Origin of the sequence: Alteromonas sp. KS69, assembly GCF_003989595.1 — a bacterium.
In the GTDB taxonomy this organism is placed as follows: Bacteria; Pseudomonadota; Gammaproteobacteria; order Enterobacterales; family Alteromonadaceae; genus Alteromonas; species Alteromonas naphthalenivorans.
Window position 1 is genome coordinate 129,792 of the sequence record NZ_PYHU01000017.1, and the last position, 18,087, is coordinate 147,878.

Genomic DNA, 18,087 nt, shown 5'->3' on the forward strand with positions numbered 1-18,087 from the left:
ACACAACCACCATAATTAAGGCCCACAGCACATAAAGTCGAATACGCTGGCAGACGGCACAGCCTGTCTTCCACCAGCTAAAATGGCGTGTTGGCGCATTTTGTTTATTCTGATTTTTACGCATAAGCAGGCAAACAGATTAATAATAAATACAGTTTACCTGTTTATAACGCGTGTTGTTAGGCCATATGTCGATAGCGGTATCGCTGAAATGCTGCCACCAAGGTGGGGGTAAACACTAACGATAATATGACAGAAAAACCCACACCACCGGCCAGCACGACAGCAAGAGGCGGCCAGAAGCTTCCTTCACTGAAGAGCAATAACGGGATTAACCCACCCACCGTGGTAAAGGTGGTGGAAAGTATGTGTCGACTACACCCCATGGTTTCTTGCACGATTGCAGCGATATTTCCATGTTTAGCCTCTGCGTTTGCATTTATCGCCGCAATAACCACGATGGAGCCATTTATCGCGACCCCGATTAACCCCGCAGAGCCTAATAGGGGGTTAAAGCCAATCGGTAAGCCCGATAACCATAAACTAAACATGCCAAGCCCTACTGACAGTATAGCTACCAATACAATCACCCCCGCCATACGCAAGCTCGTAAAGGTTAGAATGAGAGTAGTCAGCATGAGTACAAGGAGCACCGGTGCATAAGTCCCTAACTGCCCCATTGCGCGTTGTTGTTCATCTGCATCACCTGCAAGGTGAATACGATACCCTTCTGGCAACACTAAGCTGTCGTTTAGCTTCTGTCTTAACGTGTTACTGGCATCAACGGGGGGCACATTCGGCAAAAGGTAAGCCTGAATACGATTGACCCGCTCGCCATCTTGTCGAGTAATGCTGCTGATAGACGGTGCTAGTGTTAACGAAGCCACTGCACCTAACGACGACCAGTTTATAGCGCTATTTGCCGAACCGTCTCCTGCCACCGGAATAGGCATGGAGTTTATGCCCGCCACATCTTGTCGGAAACTATCTGATAATCTTACGCGCACAGGAATTTCTTCCGTGCTTTCCAAAACTGAACCACCAGCAAGCCCTGAAAAGTTAATTTGCATCTGACTCGCTAAATCGGAAAGGCTCAAGCCAAGGTAAGACAATGTATCGCTTGAGGCATCTACATTAAGTTGTGGCTCCCCCATGGTGATACTGGCTGTAGATTGGGAAATACCGGGCACTGATGACATTAAAAATCGAACTTGCTGACCTAATTCATTCAATATGTCTAAATCGGGCCCGAAAATTTCTACTTCTACCGGCGCAGCAATAGGCGGACCTTGTCCAAATGCACGCACCACAATTTGAACTTCAGGGAAGGTATCATCAAGATGATGTTGCAAACGGCCAATTAATTTGGCCGCCTCTTCTACCGTATGCGTTGTAACAACGGCGTTGGAAAAGTTGGGTAAATTATCACGTGTCATGATTTGGTTGTAATACACTGAAGGAGCAGAACCTCCTACTAACCATGTCACCTGTTTAACCCCTTCGCTTTCGCGAATAACATTGTCGACTTTGTGGGTGTAAGCAAGGGTATTACCTATGCTACTACCCTCTTTCGTCCACATATAAACTTCGAACTGATCTCTATCAGCGCTGGGGAAAAATACGTTTGCCAACGTGCCTGAAAGCACAAAACCAGAGATACAAAACACTAGCACTAGGGGTAGGACTAAAATCGGTCGAGCAATCCACGCGGCTAAATGTACGCGAAACGCTTGGCTTAATTCAGGGGCTTGTAACCCCACTTGCCACCAATGTTTATTCGCGATATTTTCAGCTTGTTCACCTTTAGGCAGAAAGCGAGCGGCTAATGCCGCTATTACTGTCAACGATATAAACAACGAGCCGATTAGTGCCATCACCACGCTAATAGCAATAGGCCCAACAAAATCCCCAATGTTGCCGTTCAGCAGGAAAATAGGCATGAAGCCCAATATGGTAGTAAGTGTAGAGGCCAATAAAGGCGCGAAAAGGTGAGAAACACTTTTGGCCATTGCACCAACCCGAGTAGCTGATGGGTCTTGTAAATTGATCCTAATTTCATCGGTAATAACAATGGCGTTATCGATTAATAGTCCGATGGCGATGATCATGCCGAAGATGGACATTTGGTGAATTTGCTCGTTGTAAAAGTTAAGAGAGAACAACGCAAAAGACGCACATAACGGAAGCGCCAACCCCACTATCCAAGACGCTTTAAAACCCATAAAGAGTAATATAACTAACATGACTACCGCACAACCCATTAATAGGTTGCCTGATAGTTCGGCTAAGCGATTGCCGGTATATTTATTTTGCTCAAAAGCAATGTTGGCTGTTACCGTGCCTTTAAATTCCCGATTGAAACTATCAACCACGGTTAACGCATCGTTGGTCCACACATCGGCACGTAGCGAGGTTTGCATTCGGGCAGCAACGAAGATAACTTCTTCTCCGTCAAGCACGCCAATGTCAGAACGAGGGGTCACATACCCACGAATTACCGTTGCAACGTCTTCTACACGTAAATAACGACCATCTTGATTAACCAACGGAATAGCAGACACCATCGCCACCCCATCCAACCCTTTCGCGACAGTGAAGCGTAAATTTGTGCTTTCAGTGTCCAGCACACCTGCAGGAAGTTTAGGATCTGCGTTACTAATAATATTGCTTACTTGCCCAAGGTTTAGGCCAGTTGCCGCAAGTTTATCAGGGGAGATACTTACGCTAATTTCTTCTTCGGGGGCACCATAAATACGTACTAACTCGGTGCCATGTACATTCCGAAGTCTATCGGTGAGTTCTTCCGCTAAACGCCCCGTAAGAGTAAGTGATGTGGTATCAGGGTGCGACGCTTTTAATGCCAACAATAATGTAAATGCAGTGGCACCGCGCTTTTCATCGAATATAGGCGAACCTGCGCCTTCTGGGAAACCTGCTGATGCTTCGCCTATAGCGTCTCGTATTTCACTGAATAACTGTTCGTTACTGCTGCTATCAATCCAATCTTGGGTTTCAATATTAATGACTGAAATACCAGCTCTTGAGGTAGATTTAACTTCCTTTATTTCAAAGATTTCTCGTAGCTTATCTTCTATTACATCACTGACAAGCGCTTCCACCCGTTCAGCCGAAGCCCCTGGGTAGGACGTGATCACAAGGGCATTTCGGGTATCAATTCTAGGGTCTTCTAAGCGCGGTAAATTACCTAACGCAGACATACCCGCAACGAGCAATATCACTAAGCTTAAAACGAGTAAGTGAGGTCGTCGGTAGAATAAGGTATACCATGGATATTTTTTATCGGTATCAAATAGCATAGGGTTCATCGCGTTGCTCCATCAGCGCTATTCACATCACCCTCACTCAATTTAACCGCTTGCCCTGGCGATAGCTTATGCGTTCCACTTGTGACTAAGCGGTCGCCTTCACTTAATGCGCCGCGTACAAAGGCACGCTCACCGTCGGTATAAATAACTTCAACGGTTCTACTCTCAAGGTTAAGCCCTTCTTGTTCTGACACTACGAACACGCGCCATAGCCCTCGTAAACCATTGCTAAGTGCACTAGCAGGTATCCAACTGCCGTTGCTATCGCCGTGACGTTGCCCTATCAAGGTGGCAAGATCGCCCGGTCTTAAGCCAGCATTACTCGATAAATTAACCAAGATATCAACAGTACGGGTTTGTCTGTTGCGTACAGGAGAAAGTTGGCTCACCATCGCTTCAATATTTAACGCATCAACATTCAGGGCTACCTTTTCACCTACACGAAATAGAGAAACCATATCCGCTGGCACCGCAAAGCGGGCTTGTAAAGGGGCATCGCTGGTAAGACTAAGCAAAGCAGCCCCTGCAGCGACAACACTACCTTCATCAAAGTAACGCGCACTGATTGTGCCTGAAAAAGGCGCGAGCAATGCTGTTTTAGTTTGCTCTACATCTAAACTTTCAATACTCGCTTCAATTTCTTTTACCTGTGCGCTCGCTGCAGCCGTATTGGCTTTCACTTCATCTAAACGTTGCGACGATTCTAGTTTTTTCTCTACCAGCACAGTCACCCGTTTTTCACTGAGCTCTGCTAACGTTAAATCTGCACGGGTACGTTCTAACGTTGCGTTTAATTCCACAAGACGCGCAGACAACCTGTCATTGTCTAGCTTCGCGAGTACATCACCTTTTTGAACCCTATCGCCTTCATCAGCGAAAATTGCTATGACTTGGCCACTGGTATCAAAAGACACATCCGCCGCTTTGGGAGATTCAATGAGTCCATAAATTTTTACCGGCATTTCAAAACCGTTTTGTAGCGTGACTCGCTTAGTTGAAACCGCAGTAGGTGGATGCTCAGCAAGTTTTTGTGTCGCGCCATTAAGCCCGGCAGCAAACAGCAGAAGCGTTAATCCAACAACGAAGATAGCGATAGCAGCATACAATGCTGTCGATGCCCCTTTTCCTTGTTCAGTAGACTCAATTGTCATTTCATTTTCCTTGCTTCTGCAGGCTTATTCGCCTAGGCATATTTGGTATACTATTTTTACTATGCTAGATTATAAATACTAGACCGTCTAGTTTGATATTAAAATTTAAGTGAGATTCCATTGCCCGAACAAAAAAGCAAACGACAAGGCCGCCCAAAAAGCGAAGAAAAACATAACCTTATTCTTCATTCAGCGTCGTGTTTATTTATCGAAAATGGTTTCGCTAATACCTCAATGGACAATGTTGCTAAGGCGTCTGGGGTATCAAAACAAACGGTTTATTCCCACTTTGATAATAAAGATGCCTTGTTTAAGGCCGCTATTACGAAGAAATGCCAATCTTACCAACTAGATACCAATCAATTGATGCAAGGCACGAATGCTAACCTTCCGCTAAACCATTATTTGAAGCAGGTAGGTACGCAGTTCATCAGGTTGATACAAGATCCAGAGGCAGTTGCTGTTTTCCGATTGGTCATTGGTGAAGCGCAAAGCACACCTCATGTGGCAAAACTATTTTATGATGCTGGACCTGGTGCATCGATAGAGGCCTTCTCTGAAGTGTTCTTCTTTTATGGTAAAGGCGCGCTAACGAAAGCTAACAGTGTGCAGTTGGCCATAGACTTTTGCTCATTGCTACAAAGTGAGTTTCACAACAAATTGCTGTGCGGTGTTCAAGAGGCAATGCTTGATGAAGCAATTAGCGCTCATGTAGAAATTGCTGTCGAGAAAACCTTACTGCTATTTAATACTTATTGTACAAATAAAGACGAATAACTCACCATCTAGACGGCGACGAAGGATTACTTATTTCCTCGTTTGTTATACACTACAGCCGTTTTCGTTGATGATTGAGTGACACATGTCTGACTTTACCGGTAATCATATTCTTTCGGTTAATCAATTCGATCGTGAGGCTATTGAGAAAGTATTCTCAGTTGCTGATTCCATGCAGCCCTATGCGAAACGCCAAAAGCGCACTACTGTGCTTGAAGGCGCCATCCTTGGTAATTTATTTTTCGAACCTAGCACCCGTACCCGCGTCAGTTTCGGTACTGCGTTTAACCTTTTAGGTGGCGAAGTGCGTGAAACCACCGGCATGGCCAGTTCAGCCTTAGCGAAAGGCGAATCACTTTATGATACCGCCCGTGTACTTAGCGGTTACTCAGATATTATTGCTATGCGTCACCCTGCTGCGGGTTCGGTAGCCGAGTTTGCAGAAGGCAGTCGTGTTCCAGTGATTAACGGTGGTGACGGTGCTAATGAGCACCCCACTCAAGCCTTACTCGATTTATTTACCATTAAACGTGAATTGGAATACCATGGCCATGGGATTGATGGTTTGCATATCGCAATGATTGGCGACCTTCGTTACGGTAGAACCGTGCACTCGTTGTCTCGCCTTTTATGTTTGTTTAAAAATGTGCGCTTCACGCTAATATCGCCTAAAGAATTAGCCATGCCACAACCAATTATCGATGCGATTGAAAATGCGGGGCACCAGCTTAATATAACCGAAACATTTGAAGGCAGTTTAGATGCCGACATTTGTTACCAAACCCGTATTCAGGAAGAGCGTTTTCCTTCTCAAGAAGAAGCCAATAAATACCGTGGGAAGTTCCGTTTAAACCACTCTATTTATACTCGCCATTTTCAGTCCAAAACTGTCATTATGCATCCACTTCCTCGGGATTCTCGTATAGAGGCTAACGAGCTAGATAACGACCTAAATTTAAATCCAAACCTTGCCATATTCAGACAAACCGACAACGGCGTTCTCGTACGCATGGCGTTATTTGCGCTTACGTTAGGCGTTGAAGAGTTATTGACCAAATATGAACGTGAAGTGGTATGGTTCAGCAACAAGAGCAATGAATTACATGCAAAAATCTGAAGTCCTTTTTACCCGCGCCCAAAAAACCATTCCTGGCGGTGTTAATTCTCCCGTTCGCGCTTTTAAAGCTGTGGGTGGCACACCTCGTTTTATTACCAAGGCTGATGGCCCTTACATGTGGGACGCCGATGGTAAACAGTATATCGATTACGTGCAATCGTGGGGTCCCATGGTATTGGGCCATAATAATCCACAAATTCGTCAAGCAGTCATCGATGCCTCTGAATTCGGCCTTTCATTCGGTGCACCTACCGAAGCTGAAATTATTATGGCTGAAACGGTAAGTAAATTGGTGCCGTCAATGGAAATGGTACGCATGGTAAATTCAGGCACTGAAGCCACCATGTCCGCTATTCGTTTATCTCGCGGCTACACGGGTCGCAATAAAATCGTTAAATTTGAAGGCTGTTACCACGGTCATGCAGACTCGTTGCTAGTAAAAGCGGGGTCAGGGGCATTGACCATGGGTGTGCCGAGTTCTCCTGGTGTACCTGCTAACGTGGCCGAGCACACCTTAACGGTTGAATATAACAATATAGAAAGTGTAAAGAATGTGTTTAAGGCACACGGAAACGACATTGCCTGTATAATTGTTGAGCCAGTTGCTGGTAATATGAACTGTATTCCACCTGTTGAAGGCTTTTTAGAAGGTCTTCGTGATGTGTGTGACGAATACGGTAGCCTTCTGATTTTTGATGAAGTGATGACAGGTTTTCGGGTATCACGCGGCGGAGCTCAAGAACGTTACGGCATAAAACCAGACCTAACTTGCTTAGGTAAAGTGATTGGCGGCGGAATGCCAGTTGGCTGCTTTGGTGGTAGAAGAGACATTCTTACTCATATTGCTCCTACAGGCCCTGTTTACCAAGCTGGTACACTTTCTGGCAACCCCGTGGCGATGGCAGCAGGTTTAGCCGCCATGGAGCAAATTCAAGAAGAAGGCCTTTACGAAGGCATCTTTGAAAATACCCAAGCACTTGCTGATGGCATGCAAGCCCTTGCCAACAAGCACGGTATTAAACTAAGTACTAATGTTGCCGGCAGTATGTTTGGGATATTCTTCACGGACATTGAGCGCGTGACTAATTATCAGCAGGCCATTAACTGCAATACAGAGCAGTTCAACAAATTTTATCACGGCATGTTGGAGCAAGGTGTTTACTTGGCACCTGCCTCATACGAAGCTGGATTTGTATCTAAAGCGCATGATAAGGACATCATTGCGAAAACTTTAGAAGCCGCTGACAAGGTGTTTGCAATGCTTAAATAATAACAATGGATAGGTATTTTGACGTCGACGGATTGGTTACTACTAAGTGTATTATTTTTAGTTTTTGCTTACAGTGTTGTCGTTACCGCTGTGCTGGTAAAGTATCGCCGGCACAGACTTAATAGACTTATTTACCGACAGCGACGTAAAGCAAAGTTAAAATCAGATTCCTCAGCCGAACAGCATAATCAACACGTTGCTGATGAAGCGTTAAGATTATCTCAAGCCTTTCAAAAATTTGTTCCTCAACAGTTTATCGACCATATCACTAAAACCGGCTCAGGCCATATTGAGCTTGGTTATGCCGATGAGCAGGATGTAGCTATCCTTTTCTGCGACATTCGCGGTTTTACCGGCTTATCAGAAAAAATGCGCCCACAGGAGCTTATGGGGTTTCTCAACTCGTATTTCCTACGTATGAATAAACCAATTCACGAGAACGGCGGGTTTATTGATAAGTTTATCGGCGATGCCATGATGGCATTGTTTGATCATCCAGGTGGTACCCCGCAAGATAAAGCTATTGACGCAATTAACGCTGCGATGGAATTACGCAAAACCCTCGATTTTTACAATATTCGTCGTAAGCGTAAGGGCTTTGTTCCCATTAATGTGGGTGTGGGAATACACTATGGGCCTGTGGTAATGGGAACGGTAGGTTCTGATGACAGAATGGATACCACTGTTATTGGCGACAGCGTTAATATTGCTTGTCGTTTAGAAGCACTAGCGCCAAAGTACGGGGCTGACATTATTGTCAGTGCACAAGTACTTGAAGGAATGGGGGACAAGTTCCCTGTTAAAACGCGGCTTCTTGACTGGGTTCGGGTAAAAGGCCGCAAAGCCCCAATCCAAATTTATGAGGTGCTAAGCCATTTACCACATCAACAGCAGGAAGAACGGTTTTCAGTTCAATCTAAAATTGCCGCCGGCCTAGCCTGTAGAATTGATAAAGAGTGGGATTTGGCTATAGCGCACTTTGAAGCGGCGTTAGCTATTTTTCCTCAAGACTCCTTGGCGAAGCACCATATCGATGTGTGTCGTATATATCAAAACATGCTGCTGCCAGATGACTGGGATGGCGCCTTAACTATACAGTAAAGCCTCACCGACCCTATTCAGATTCTATATTTTTCGCCTGTTCGCGAATAAAGGTAACGGATGGCGCAAAAAAGGCAGCGCCAGTTTCCGCGTTGGTGAAATCTAACCAGCGGTCATAATCTCCATCACCATTGCCGTATATTTGGCTATGTAGCATGGCTTTAAAGGGCCTAGCACTGGCCGAACAACTCACGAACATTAGCCCTTGCGACACCATATCGCCATATGGCATACCTTGTTTAATCAGCCCCGCCTTACCACTTTCAGTGGTAATTATATTGGCGCGAACACTATGAGAAGATTCAGACTGTTCAGCACTCACCAAGTTATGCTGCTGAGTGGTCCCCATCACCTGTTCTTGCTGCCGTGATGAAAGACTGTGCCAACGGCGTAAGTCATGCTTGTAGCGCTGTACGTGTAGATAACTTCCACCGCTAAAATCAGGATCGTTTTCATTGACGATGGCAACCTCTCTGCGCTTCATTCCACGAGGGTTATCTGCGGCATACAAGTACCCGGTAAGATCCCGTCCATCAAGGTAACGAAAACCACGAATTTGCTCTACCATTTCTACATGTAATCGGAGTAAATCCATGACCTCGATGCCGATAGCATGGCAGATATCTAAACGGTCAGCCCTAATTTGAATAAACAAATCACAGGGCATAGTAGGCGCACTTCTATCTTCACATTGCATATCAGGGAAAGGCATCAATTCTACTGGAATTAAGCCTGGGTACACTTCAGTCCAATAGCCAGTTCCAATAGCCACAACACCGGTCACCATAGCTTCGTAATGCTCAGACTCAAAGTGTTCGAATATATCTAACACGCGGGCAAGCTTCGCCCTTACCGCCTCACTATCGTCATCAATAACGTTAAGCAGTAAATATTGCGCATGTAAATTAGGTTCTGCGCAAATCCCTTTTTGTGGTTGTGTCATGGGCACTCTTATTGTTATTTAACCATGGCGAACAATGATACGAGTGTGTATTAGTAACCCGCAGCTTGTCCATCTTTTCGGCTTTCAGAAGCCCCAAAGTAAACGTTGCGCTTATCATCCCACATAATTGCCTGATAGCCCCCAAAAGCACCAACAACGCGACGCAATGTGTGACCTCGCTCCATTAACTCTCGCTGTACTGTCTCATCAAATCCTGATTCTAGACTGATATAACCGCCATCAAGCATTAACTTACCTGTTGGCGAACTAGAGCCGCTGTGCAAAATACGCGGAGCATCACCCGCTTCTTGTAAATTCATACCAAAATCGAGCATGTTCACAATAATTTGCGCATGCATTTGAGGCTGAGTACCTCCGCCCATTACACCGAAGCTTAAAAATGGTGCACCATTACGAGTAACAAATGCAGGGATAATGGTGTGAAATGGACGCTTTTCAGGCTTAAGTTCGTTGAAATGACCTTCTTCTAAGGTAAACATTTCACCACGATTTTGTAGTACAAAACCAAGCCCTGGGGGTGTCATTCCTGACCCCATACCGCGATAGTTACTTTGAATTAGCGATACCATATTACCGTCTTTATCGGCTACCGTTAAATAAACTGTATCGCCATCGTAAATACCTGCGTCTACACGTTCTGCGGCTTTAGCGCCGTTAATAAGCTGCTGACGTTCAGTGGCGTAATCTTTGGAAATTAACCACTCAACTGGAATGTCGTTAAATGCGGGATCAGCATAGAACTTTGCGCGATCTTCAAATGCTAACTTTTTCGCTTCCACAAAGGTATGAATATACTCGGCAGAATTAAAGCCCATGCCTTCAATGTCATAGCGCTCTAATATATTGAGTATTTGTAATGCCGCAATACCCTGCCCATTAGGGGGAAGCTCCCATACATCGTAGCCGCGATAATTTGCTGATACCGGCTCTACCCATTCTGACGTATGCGACGCTAAATCAGCATAAGAAAGGTAGCCACCTTGCGACTTCATGTAAGCGTCAATATTTTGCGCAATGTCACCCTTATAAAAAGCATCTCGCCCGCCGGTGGCAATTTTTTCGTAGGTTACCGCGAGACCAGGGTTCTTAAAAACATCCCCTTTTTTGGGGACTTTCCCATTAATAAGAAACGTTTCTGCAAACCCATCGTAATGACCTATTCTTTCGTTGTTCATTGCTAAATAATAAGCAACCAGTTCAGAAACAGGAAAGCCATTTTTGGCATATTCAATGGCCGGCGTGAGCAACGCTGTCATAGGTAACTTGCCAAACTTTTCATGTAGCATAAACCAGCCATCTACGGCCCCAGGCACAGACACAGGCAGTGGCCCAAATTTAGGTATTAGCGCTAAACCTCTATCGTTAAACACTTGTTTGGTCAGCAGCTTAGGAGAGCGACCCGATGCGTTTAACCCAACTAACTTATTTTCCTTAGCATCCCATACTATTGCGAATAGATCGCCGCCTACACCTGCCCCTGTAGGTTCAACAAGCCCCAACATCGCGTTTGCAGCAATGGCGGCATCTACAGCACTACCGCCGCGTTTAAGAACATCGAGAGCCACTTGGGTAGCAAGAGGCTGGCTGGTCGCAGCCATACCATGTTGAGCAATAACTTCTGAACGACTCGCAAACGGCGCGCCGGTAACCCTATCGTACCCATAAGCCATTTGACTGACACACAGTAGTAACAAACATCGCAACAGCATGATTTACTTTCCTAATAAAAGAACAAACCTAATGTAGCATTATTGCTAACTAAGTAAATTATCAATAGTTTAGCGTTATTTTTAACTTTATGAAAAACGAAAAAAGCCCCGCAGATGCGGGGCTTAAGATTGGTGATACAGGCATTATCGTTATTATAAGTAATTTTGCCTGTTCAGACTTCCTTACGTACGGCCGTTGGTGAAGTCAGGATAAGCTTCCAGACCACATTCACTCATATCAACACCGTCGAATTCTTCTTCTTCAGTTACACGAACACCAATAACGGCTTTAATCGCTAACCAAACAACTAGGCTTACTACAAACACCCAAACAAAGATGGTAGCAGCACCAATTAACTGACCCACAATGCTTGAACCGTCGTTAGTGAATGGAACAAGGATAAGACCAAGTAAACCAACCACACCGTGAACAGAGATAGCACCTACTGGATCATCAATTTTAAGTTTATCTAACGCTACAATGCTTAGTACTACTAAGATACCACCAAGGCCACCGAATAAGGTTGCTTGTAGTGGCGTAGGCGTTGAAGGCTCAGCGGTAATTGCTACCAAACCAGCTAGTGCACCGTTAAGGGCCATAGTTAGGTCAGCTTTGCCAAACATAATGCGTGCTAAGATAAGCGCTGCAATACATCCGCCAGCGGCTGCGGCGTTAGTGTTCATAAATACAATCGCAACCGCGTTTGCACTTTCAACTGTAGCAGTAGCAAGTACTGAACCACCGTTAAAGCCAAACCAACCCATCCATAAAATGAATGTACCTAGCGTAGCAAGTGGAAGGTTAGCACCTGGAATAGCGTTAACTTTACCGTCAGCAGTATATTTGCCTTTACGAGCACCTAGTACTAATACACCAGCTAATGCTGCAGCAGCACCTGCCATGTGAACAATACCAGAACCTGCAAAGTCAGAGAAACCAAGGTCACCAAGGGTGTACATGCCAAATACAGCTTCACCGCCCCACGTCCAAGCACCTTCCATCGGATAGATGAAACCAGTCATCACAACAGCGAATGCTAAGAAAGCCCAAAGCTTCATACGCTCAGCCACTGCACCAGAAACAATAGACATTGCCGTTGCAACGAATACTACTTGGAAGAAGAAATCAGCAGAAGGTGCATACGTTGCCGCATCTTCAGCAACACCTGTTGCGCCGTCACCCATAATTCCACCAAGGAACGGGCTCCACTCGCCGCCACCATACATGATGCCGTAACCGCAAATCATATACATGGTGCTAGCAATGGCAAATAACGCGATATTTTTAGTTAGAATTTCTGTCGTGTTTTTAGCGCGTACTAAACCAGCTTCTAGCATGGCGAAACCTGCCGCCATCCACATAACTAGTGCACCGCAGATTAAGAAGTAAAAGGTATCTAGTGCATACCCGAGTTCAAATGTAATTTCCATTATGCTTTTCTCCGCAAATTAATCGTTGTGGCTTACAACGCGTCTGTGTCTGACTCGCCAGTTCGAATACGTACGGCTTGTTCAAGGTCGTAAACAAATACCTTACCGTCACCAATCTTGCCAGTCTTGGCTGCGCCAACGATGGCTTCTACCAAGCGATCTACCTGGTCGTCCTGAACGGCAATTTCCAGTTTGACTTTAGGTAAGAAATCCACTTGATATTCCGCGCCGCGGTAAAGTTCAGTGTGGCCTTTTTGACGTCCGAAACCTTTCACTTCGGTAACGGTTAGACCGTCAATTCCGATTTCTGAAATGGCTTCACGAACATCATCTAGCTTGAACGGCTTGATGATAGCTGTGACTAGTTTCATGAGTTGCTCCAGTTTTTTTAATGGTTGTTTTGCACATTTCGTGTCTTGTACAGGGAAGTAAACCAAGAGATGTGCCACAAATAATTAACGATTAAAAACAACGGGTTAACTAATACGTGATGCATTTTGTTTACATTTATCGCACCAGACTGGTGCATAGCGCCATCAATGCCCAACTTTAGAGCGCGGTGAGTTAAATTAACTGAAAATAGCGATGAAATTAGGATGGAACTAATTAGTAATGCTGCGGGTCAGTTACTAGGTATGACAATTATCACTCCTATTATAGAGCCTGAGTATGTGCCTGAACGTGCGCAGGTTTTTCATGCGAGCAAGAAGGGTAAACTCGCAAAAGGCCTACTTATCTCAACCCTTTTACACCTAATTGGGTTAGTAATAGTGATTTTCTTTACTACGTTTGAAAGCGGTGTAAAACCAGCACACAAGCCTGCACCCATTAGTGCAACCTTGTATTACCCCCACGTTAGCGTAGAAAAAACCATTACTGATGCACCTGAGCCGGTAGAAGTTACTCCTCCCGTTGTTGAGCCTAACGTACCAGAAAGCCCCAAAGCAAAAGTGACTGACACTGCCGAGCAAATAAAAGCGGTAGAGACTAAGCCAGTAGAAGCTAAACCCACAGAAGTAAAACAAGACAAGACTGCACCAAATACAGAAAGCACAATTACAGAGAACTACTCAACTGAAACACCCTTGCCTGAAGCACCCGCGCCTACGATTTCCAATACCCAAGCTACTATCAACGCCTCAACGAGGAACCAGAAAGCTGGTAGTTTAAACTTGTCTCCACGGGCCAGTGCCTCGCAATTTTTTAATCGAAGAGAGCAAGAAGAAATTGCTGAGGAAGGCTTAAGAGCGGCTGAAGCACATAGGCGGAAAATAGAAAGCCCAGATATTGTTGATACTCGAAAAGGTGAGGAGGACACGTCATATGAAGAACGACCAGTGAAAAAAGTAAATTGCTCTGGCACCACCAACAAAGCGCTTACCGTTTTAAGTGGTTTTGCCGGCGGTACCCTTGAATGTAGCAAGGGCAGCGACTACGACCGCTTTATTGAGGCTCGCGTCGCTAAAGAGCCAGTGAAAGACTAGCCGCTTAGACTCTAAGACCCTTTGAGTCCTTCTGATTAATTAGGCATTTGCCGCTTGGCGTAGACGACGTTTCATGATGAGCGCTGGCACAGCATTGCTAATTAGCGCGCCTACCATAATAAGTACAATTGCTATTGAAATGGCGGTGGACAGTGTACTTATTCCAAACAAAAATAGCGCAATACTGGAGATAACAGGTGTAGCAAAGCTTAGGCTCGCCAACAACTGGCGATTACCAAATTTAAGCCCAATATCCCACAAGTAAAACGCGCCACCTACAGGCCCAAGTCCTAGTAATATTGCACTTGCCCAAGCGTTAAATGAAAGGTCCCAATGGCTCGACTCTAGAGTTAGGTGGGAGCCCAGCGCTAGCACTGCTACTGCAATAGATATCCAGCCAATGTCTTCAACATCGCTTTTTGTGCCCGCCATAAACCACGAATAGCCCGACCAAATTAAGGCGCAAATAAATGCCAACCCGTAACCCAGTGTAAATTCGCTATTAAACTGAATGCTTTCCCCCCCTGTAACTAAAATTCCGCAACCAATAAAACCTAGTGCACCTCCAATTACAGCAAACAACCGTTGGTGCGCGTTAGCCACTGCAATACCCAGCAGTAACGGCCATAGATAGGCAATAAGACTTGCTTCAATAGGCGGTGCATAACGAAGGGCTAGAAAATAGCAAAAGTGAAATCCGAAGAGACCGCTGGTAGCCACTATCCATTGGGTAAGTGTTAGTTTAGGTAATGTAAATAACGGCTCTCGCTTAATTAATCGCTTTAAAAAAAGCAATAGCGCAGAAACTGAAAAACAGATAAAAAGCAGCTGAAAAGGCGGCACTGACGATGCGTAAACACCCAACACAGCTAATACGCCCCACGAAATTATGGCCACAAGCCCTATAAACGTTGCCATTACTTGCCTATTTTTAAAATTCAAGAAGCCTAAGCATAACTGTAATTGTATATTCTATCTGTGCAGAAAAGACGGTGTGGTTGATTTAAAAGCCTGATTTTCAGTTAAACTTTGCTGCGTTAATGAATACTGCGCTTTCACATATTTTGCGGGCCATTATTTTTCGGGCAAATACTACGGGAATAAATACTTAGCTTATGAAAGGAACTGATCATAGTTACCTTCCTGGCTATCGACGCTTAAAGTGCGTGGGTGGCATACCCACATGGTGTTTAAACCGACGGGTAAACGCAGACACATCGTCATACCCCACGTTTACCGCCACGGCAATAACAGGCATATCTGTATTGCTCAGTAAGGCCCGTGCTTTCTCCATACGCACATTAATGAGGTATTCCCTTAGCCCCATCCCAGTAGCGGCTATAAAGCGCTTTTTAAATTGTGTTGCGCCCACACAGGCAATTTTAGCAAGGGACGTGATAGTGTGTGGGTAGGCGACATCTTGGTGAATGCAAGAAAGCACTGGGATTATACGCTTATCAGTGGCGACACCGCGTTGCTGCTGGGCTAAAAGTGCCGAGAACAAACTTAACATGGCGTCATTCTCATCATCAGTGATGTGATGCGTTAATTGCACTTCCACATACGCTAAAAACGCCTGCATGGGTGTGCTTATTTGAAAAATGGGAGCGCCTTTAGCGGGGTCAGAGGCATTAGCGGATAAGGAGCCTTTAACGGATAAGGAGCCTTCAGCGGGTAAAGAGCCTTCTTCAAATAAATTGCCGCCAGCAATATTGTCCGGCACCGATTGCAAGTCCGCTACAATGAACTTCGCCTGCTCATCAGCAGTAAAGCCATGAATGGCACCAGGTGCTATACAAATCCCCTCTCCTACTCCAACGCACCCACTGAAAGTATTAAGCGATATATCGATATGCCCGTTAAGTGGCAATACTAACTGGTAATAGTCATGAGCGTGCATACACATAGTGCGAGTATAAGAACGAATAGATAATGACGGCTTCACGATACCTCACAGTCATACATAGTGCTTTAAGCTTACGTGCCTCTTATAAAAGTCATTAGGGCGCAAAAACTCAATACGTTAAAAATTAGCTATTACTTTTTATACCTTAACATTGCCAACCTATGACAGTGCAACGTATGCTGCATTTTTGGTTTTTGAAAGGAATGTGACGTGGCCGCTGCGAACTTATTAGCCCTTCTCGATGATATCGCAACATTAATGGATGACATTGCTGTTATGTCGAAGGTGGCAGCAAAGAAAACTGCTGGTGTTTTGGGGGATGATTTGGCGCTTAACGCTAACCAAGTACAGGGCGTGAAAGCTGACAGGGAATTACCCGTTGTGTGGGCCGTAGCAAAAGGCTCATTGCTAAATAAAGTTATATTGGTTCCTGCCGCCCTTCTTATTAGCGCTTTTGTGCCCTCGTTAATCACCGTACTTCTTGTACTAGGTGGACTCTATTTGTGCTTTGAAGGGGCTGAAAAGCTGCTTCATAAATATTTACCTCATGATGATGAGTCAGCAGAACGTGAAGCCAGAATAAACGCCCTTGCTGATGAAAAAGTGGATATGGTCGCGTTTGAAAAAGAGAAAATTAAAGGCGCTATTCGTACCGACTTTATTCTTTCAGCGGAAATTATTGTGATTGCACTAGGGAGTGTAACGGATGCCACTTTTACCACTCAAGTAGGTGTATTGGTGGCGCTTAGCATTGCTATCACATTAGGGGTATACGGGCTGGTTGCTGGTATTGTCAAAATGGATGATGTAGGGCTGTATTTACTGCGTAAATCACTCACGGGTACCATGAACACCCTCCAACGCTTCTTTGGCCGTGCACTGTTAATAGCCGCGCCCATTTTGATGAAAACCCTTGCAATAGTTGGCACCATTGCCATGTTTTTGGTGGGCGGCGGCATTCTTACTCACAACATTGGTTTTCTGCATCACGCCGCAGTGTGGTTCAGCGAACTCGCGCCATCAATAACGACCGTAATGGCGATTGCTGCCGATGGTCTTGCAGGTCTAGTCGCTGGCGCCGTTTTAGCCATCATCTTCACCCTAGCTTCTCGCTTACGCAAAAACTAAATGGTGTGTTTAAGGGGTAGAATCACTGCCCCTTACGTTTATTTAGCCAAATATGTATCTACTTACCTTATCCATATTCTCTGCTTTGCTGTGTCCCGCTTTAATTTTCATTTCACACAATGATCAGCGTTAGTTATTTTGACCAAAACACATCTACAAACTAACTAAATATTAGTTAATTCGTTAATTGCGAAAACCTACCTTAAAAACAATGAAAATAAAATATAATAACAATCAACAACTTAACTAATTATAAAAAGATGGCACATCCCTCGCTATAAACTAATTGTTAATTGATAACGACTTAATAAATAACTGCCAAGCAGTCCGATTTAGTGCAGTGACTTACTTTTACTCATAGGAGATGAACCATGTTTACCAACAAAAAATTACTTACTGCGCTGATTCTAAGTACTGCATTTACAGCCACCACTGCAATGGCGGATGAACCAACAAGTAACCTACTATCGCAAACCGATTATTTAGTGGCTAGTGCAATGGCTGATGTAAAACAAGATATGACGATAGGCATCACGTATGACGTATTAACGGCCAGTCATACTTTTGAACCGGATGCGGCAGAAGCCAGCACTTTAATTGCAGATATTACGATTACGCCAATGAAAAGTGATGAGTTTCAAAACGATAACGACGCGTAAGGAGGCAGGTATGCTAACCGCTAGCGCATTATTTATGTTGGTCTTGGCACCCGTAGCAGCATTT

General features: G+C 44.8%; 15 protein-coding genes. 7 read left to right on the forward strand and 8 right to left on the reverse strand.

Going from position 1 to position 18,087, the window contains the following annotated elements:
• Positions 1 to 179: 179 nt before the first annotated feature.
• Both C7Y69_RS12700 and C7Y69_RS12705 read right to left on the reverse strand, forming a co-directional pair.
• A complete protein-coding gene (locus C7Y69_RS12700) occupies positions 180 to 3,326 on the reverse strand; it encodes an efflux RND transporter permease subunit (protein WP_126872961.1) in 3,147 nt (1,048 codons plus the stop codon).
• Positions 3,323 to 4,477: an efflux RND transporter periplasmic adaptor subunit gene (locus tag C7Y69_RS12705; protein ID WP_126872962.1), complete on the reverse strand. Its 1,155-nt coding sequence runs from the start codon at positions 4,475 to 4,477 to the stop codon at positions 3,323 to 3,325. Before C7Y69_RS12705 ends, C7Y69_RS12700 begins: the two co-directional genes overlap by 4 nt.
• A gap of 120 nt (positions 4,478 to 4,597) precedes the next feature.
• Here C7Y69_RS12705 and C7Y69_RS12710 point away from each other — a divergent pair, with 120 nt between their 5' ends.
• The 4 genes from C7Y69_RS12710 to C7Y69_RS12725 all read left to right on the forward strand — a co-directional run bounded on the left by C7Y69_RS12710 (position 4,598) and on the right by C7Y69_RS12725 (position 8,742).
• On the forward strand, positions 4,598 to 5,254 hold the full coding sequence (locus C7Y69_RS12710; RefSeq protein WP_126872963.1) for a TetR/AcrR family transcriptional regulator: 657 nt from the start codon (positions 4,598 to 4,600) through the stop codon (positions 5,252 to 5,254).
• A gap of 85 nt (positions 5,255 to 5,339) precedes the next feature.
• Positions 5,340 to 6,371 (forward strand): aspartate carbamoyltransferase, encoded by a 1,032-nt coding sequence (locus tag C7Y69_RS12715; protein WP_013785689.1) that lies wholly within the window; start codon positions 5,340 to 5,342, stop codon positions 6,369 to 6,371.
• Positions 6,358 to 7,641: a glutamate-1-semialdehyde 2,1-aminomutase gene (hemL, locus tag C7Y69_RS12720; RefSeq protein WP_126873001.1), complete on the forward strand. Its 1,284-nt coding sequence runs from the start codon at positions 6,358 to 6,360 to the stop codon at positions 7,639 to 7,641. The genes C7Y69_RS12715 and hemL overlap by 14 nt, the downstream gene beginning before the upstream one ends.
• A gap of 18 nt (positions 7,642 to 7,659) precedes the next feature.
• Positions 7,660 to 8,742, forward strand: a complete 1,083-nt coding sequence (locus C7Y69_RS12725) for an adenylate/guanylate cyclase domain-containing protein (protein WP_013785691.1) — start codon at positions 7,660 to 7,662, stop codon at positions 8,740 to 8,742.
• A gap of 13 nt (positions 8,743 to 8,755) precedes the next feature.
• Here C7Y69_RS12725 and C7Y69_RS12730 read toward each other — a convergent pair whose 3' ends face one another.
• The 4 genes from C7Y69_RS12730 to glnK all read right to left on the reverse strand — a co-directional run bounded on the left by C7Y69_RS12730 (position 8,756) and on the right by glnK (position 13,217).
• Entirely contained in the window at positions 8,756 to 9,685 is a 930-nt protein-coding gene (locus tag C7Y69_RS12730; RefSeq protein WP_013785692.1) for a Dyp-type peroxidase, read from the reverse strand.
• Positions 9,686 to 9,735: 50 nt separating this feature from the next.
• Positions 9,736 to 11,415 carry a gamma-glutamyltransferase gene (gene ggt / locus C7Y69_RS12735; protein ID WP_126872965.1) on the reverse strand — a complete coding sequence of 560 codons (1,680 nt, stop codon included), beginning with the start codon at positions 11,413 to 11,415 and terminating at the stop codon, positions 9,736 to 9,738.
• Positions 11,416 to 11,598: 183 nt separating this feature from the next.
• A complete protein-coding gene (locus C7Y69_RS12740) occupies positions 11,599 to 12,846 on the reverse strand; it encodes an ammonium transporter (protein ID WP_013785694.1) in 1,248 nt (415 codons plus the stop codon).
• A 32-nt stretch (positions 12,847 to 12,878) separates the two neighbouring features.
• Positions 12,879 to 13,217: a P-II family nitrogen regulator gene (glnK, locus tag C7Y69_RS12745; RefSeq protein ID WP_013785695.1), complete on the reverse strand. Its 339-nt coding sequence runs from the start codon at positions 13,215 to 13,217 to the stop codon at positions 12,879 to 12,881.
• Positions 13,218 to 13,442: 225 nt separating this feature from the next.
• On the opposite strand from glnK, the gene C7Y69_RS12750 reads away from it, so the two are divergent.
• Positions 13,443 to 14,330, forward strand: coding sequence for a hypothetical protein (locus tag C7Y69_RS12750; protein WP_126872966.1), 888 nt, complete (start codon positions 13,443 to 13,445; stop codon positions 14,328 to 14,330).
• 39 nt (positions 14,331 to 14,369) lie between these two features.
• Here C7Y69_RS12750 and C7Y69_RS12755 read toward each other — a convergent pair whose 3' ends face one another.
• Together C7Y69_RS12755 and C7Y69_RS12760 are read right to left on the reverse strand one after the other, a co-directional pair.
• Positions 14,370 to 15,248: a DMT family transporter gene (locus C7Y69_RS12755; RefSeq protein WP_126872967.1), complete on the reverse strand. Its 879-nt coding sequence runs from the start codon at positions 15,246 to 15,248 to the stop codon at positions 14,370 to 14,372.
• 229 nt (positions 15,249 to 15,477) lie between these two features.
• Positions 15,478 to 16,275 carry an AraC family transcriptional regulator gene (locus C7Y69_RS12760; RefSeq protein ID WP_126872968.1) on the reverse strand — a complete coding sequence of 266 codons (798 nt, stop codon included), beginning with the start codon at positions 16,273 to 16,275 and terminating at the stop codon, positions 15,478 to 15,480.
• A 171-nt stretch (positions 16,276 to 16,446) separates the two neighbouring features.
• Here C7Y69_RS12760 and C7Y69_RS12765 point away from each other — a divergent pair, with 171 nt between their 5' ends.
• Together C7Y69_RS12765 and C7Y69_RS12770 are read left to right on the forward strand one after the other, a co-directional pair.
• Positions 16,447 to 17,364 carry a DUF808 domain-containing protein gene (locus tag C7Y69_RS12765; RefSeq protein ID WP_013785699.1) on the forward strand — a complete coding sequence of 306 codons (918 nt, stop codon included), beginning with the start codon at positions 16,447 to 16,449 and terminating at the stop codon, positions 17,362 to 17,364.
• A gap of 371 nt (positions 17,365 to 17,735) precedes the next feature.
• Positions 17,736 to 18,023 carry a hypothetical protein gene (locus C7Y69_RS12770; RefSeq protein WP_126872969.1) on the forward strand — a complete coding sequence of 96 codons (288 nt, stop codon included), beginning with the start codon at positions 17,736 to 17,738 and terminating at the stop codon, positions 18,021 to 18,023.
• Positions 18,024 to 18,087 lie beyond the last annotated feature (64 nt).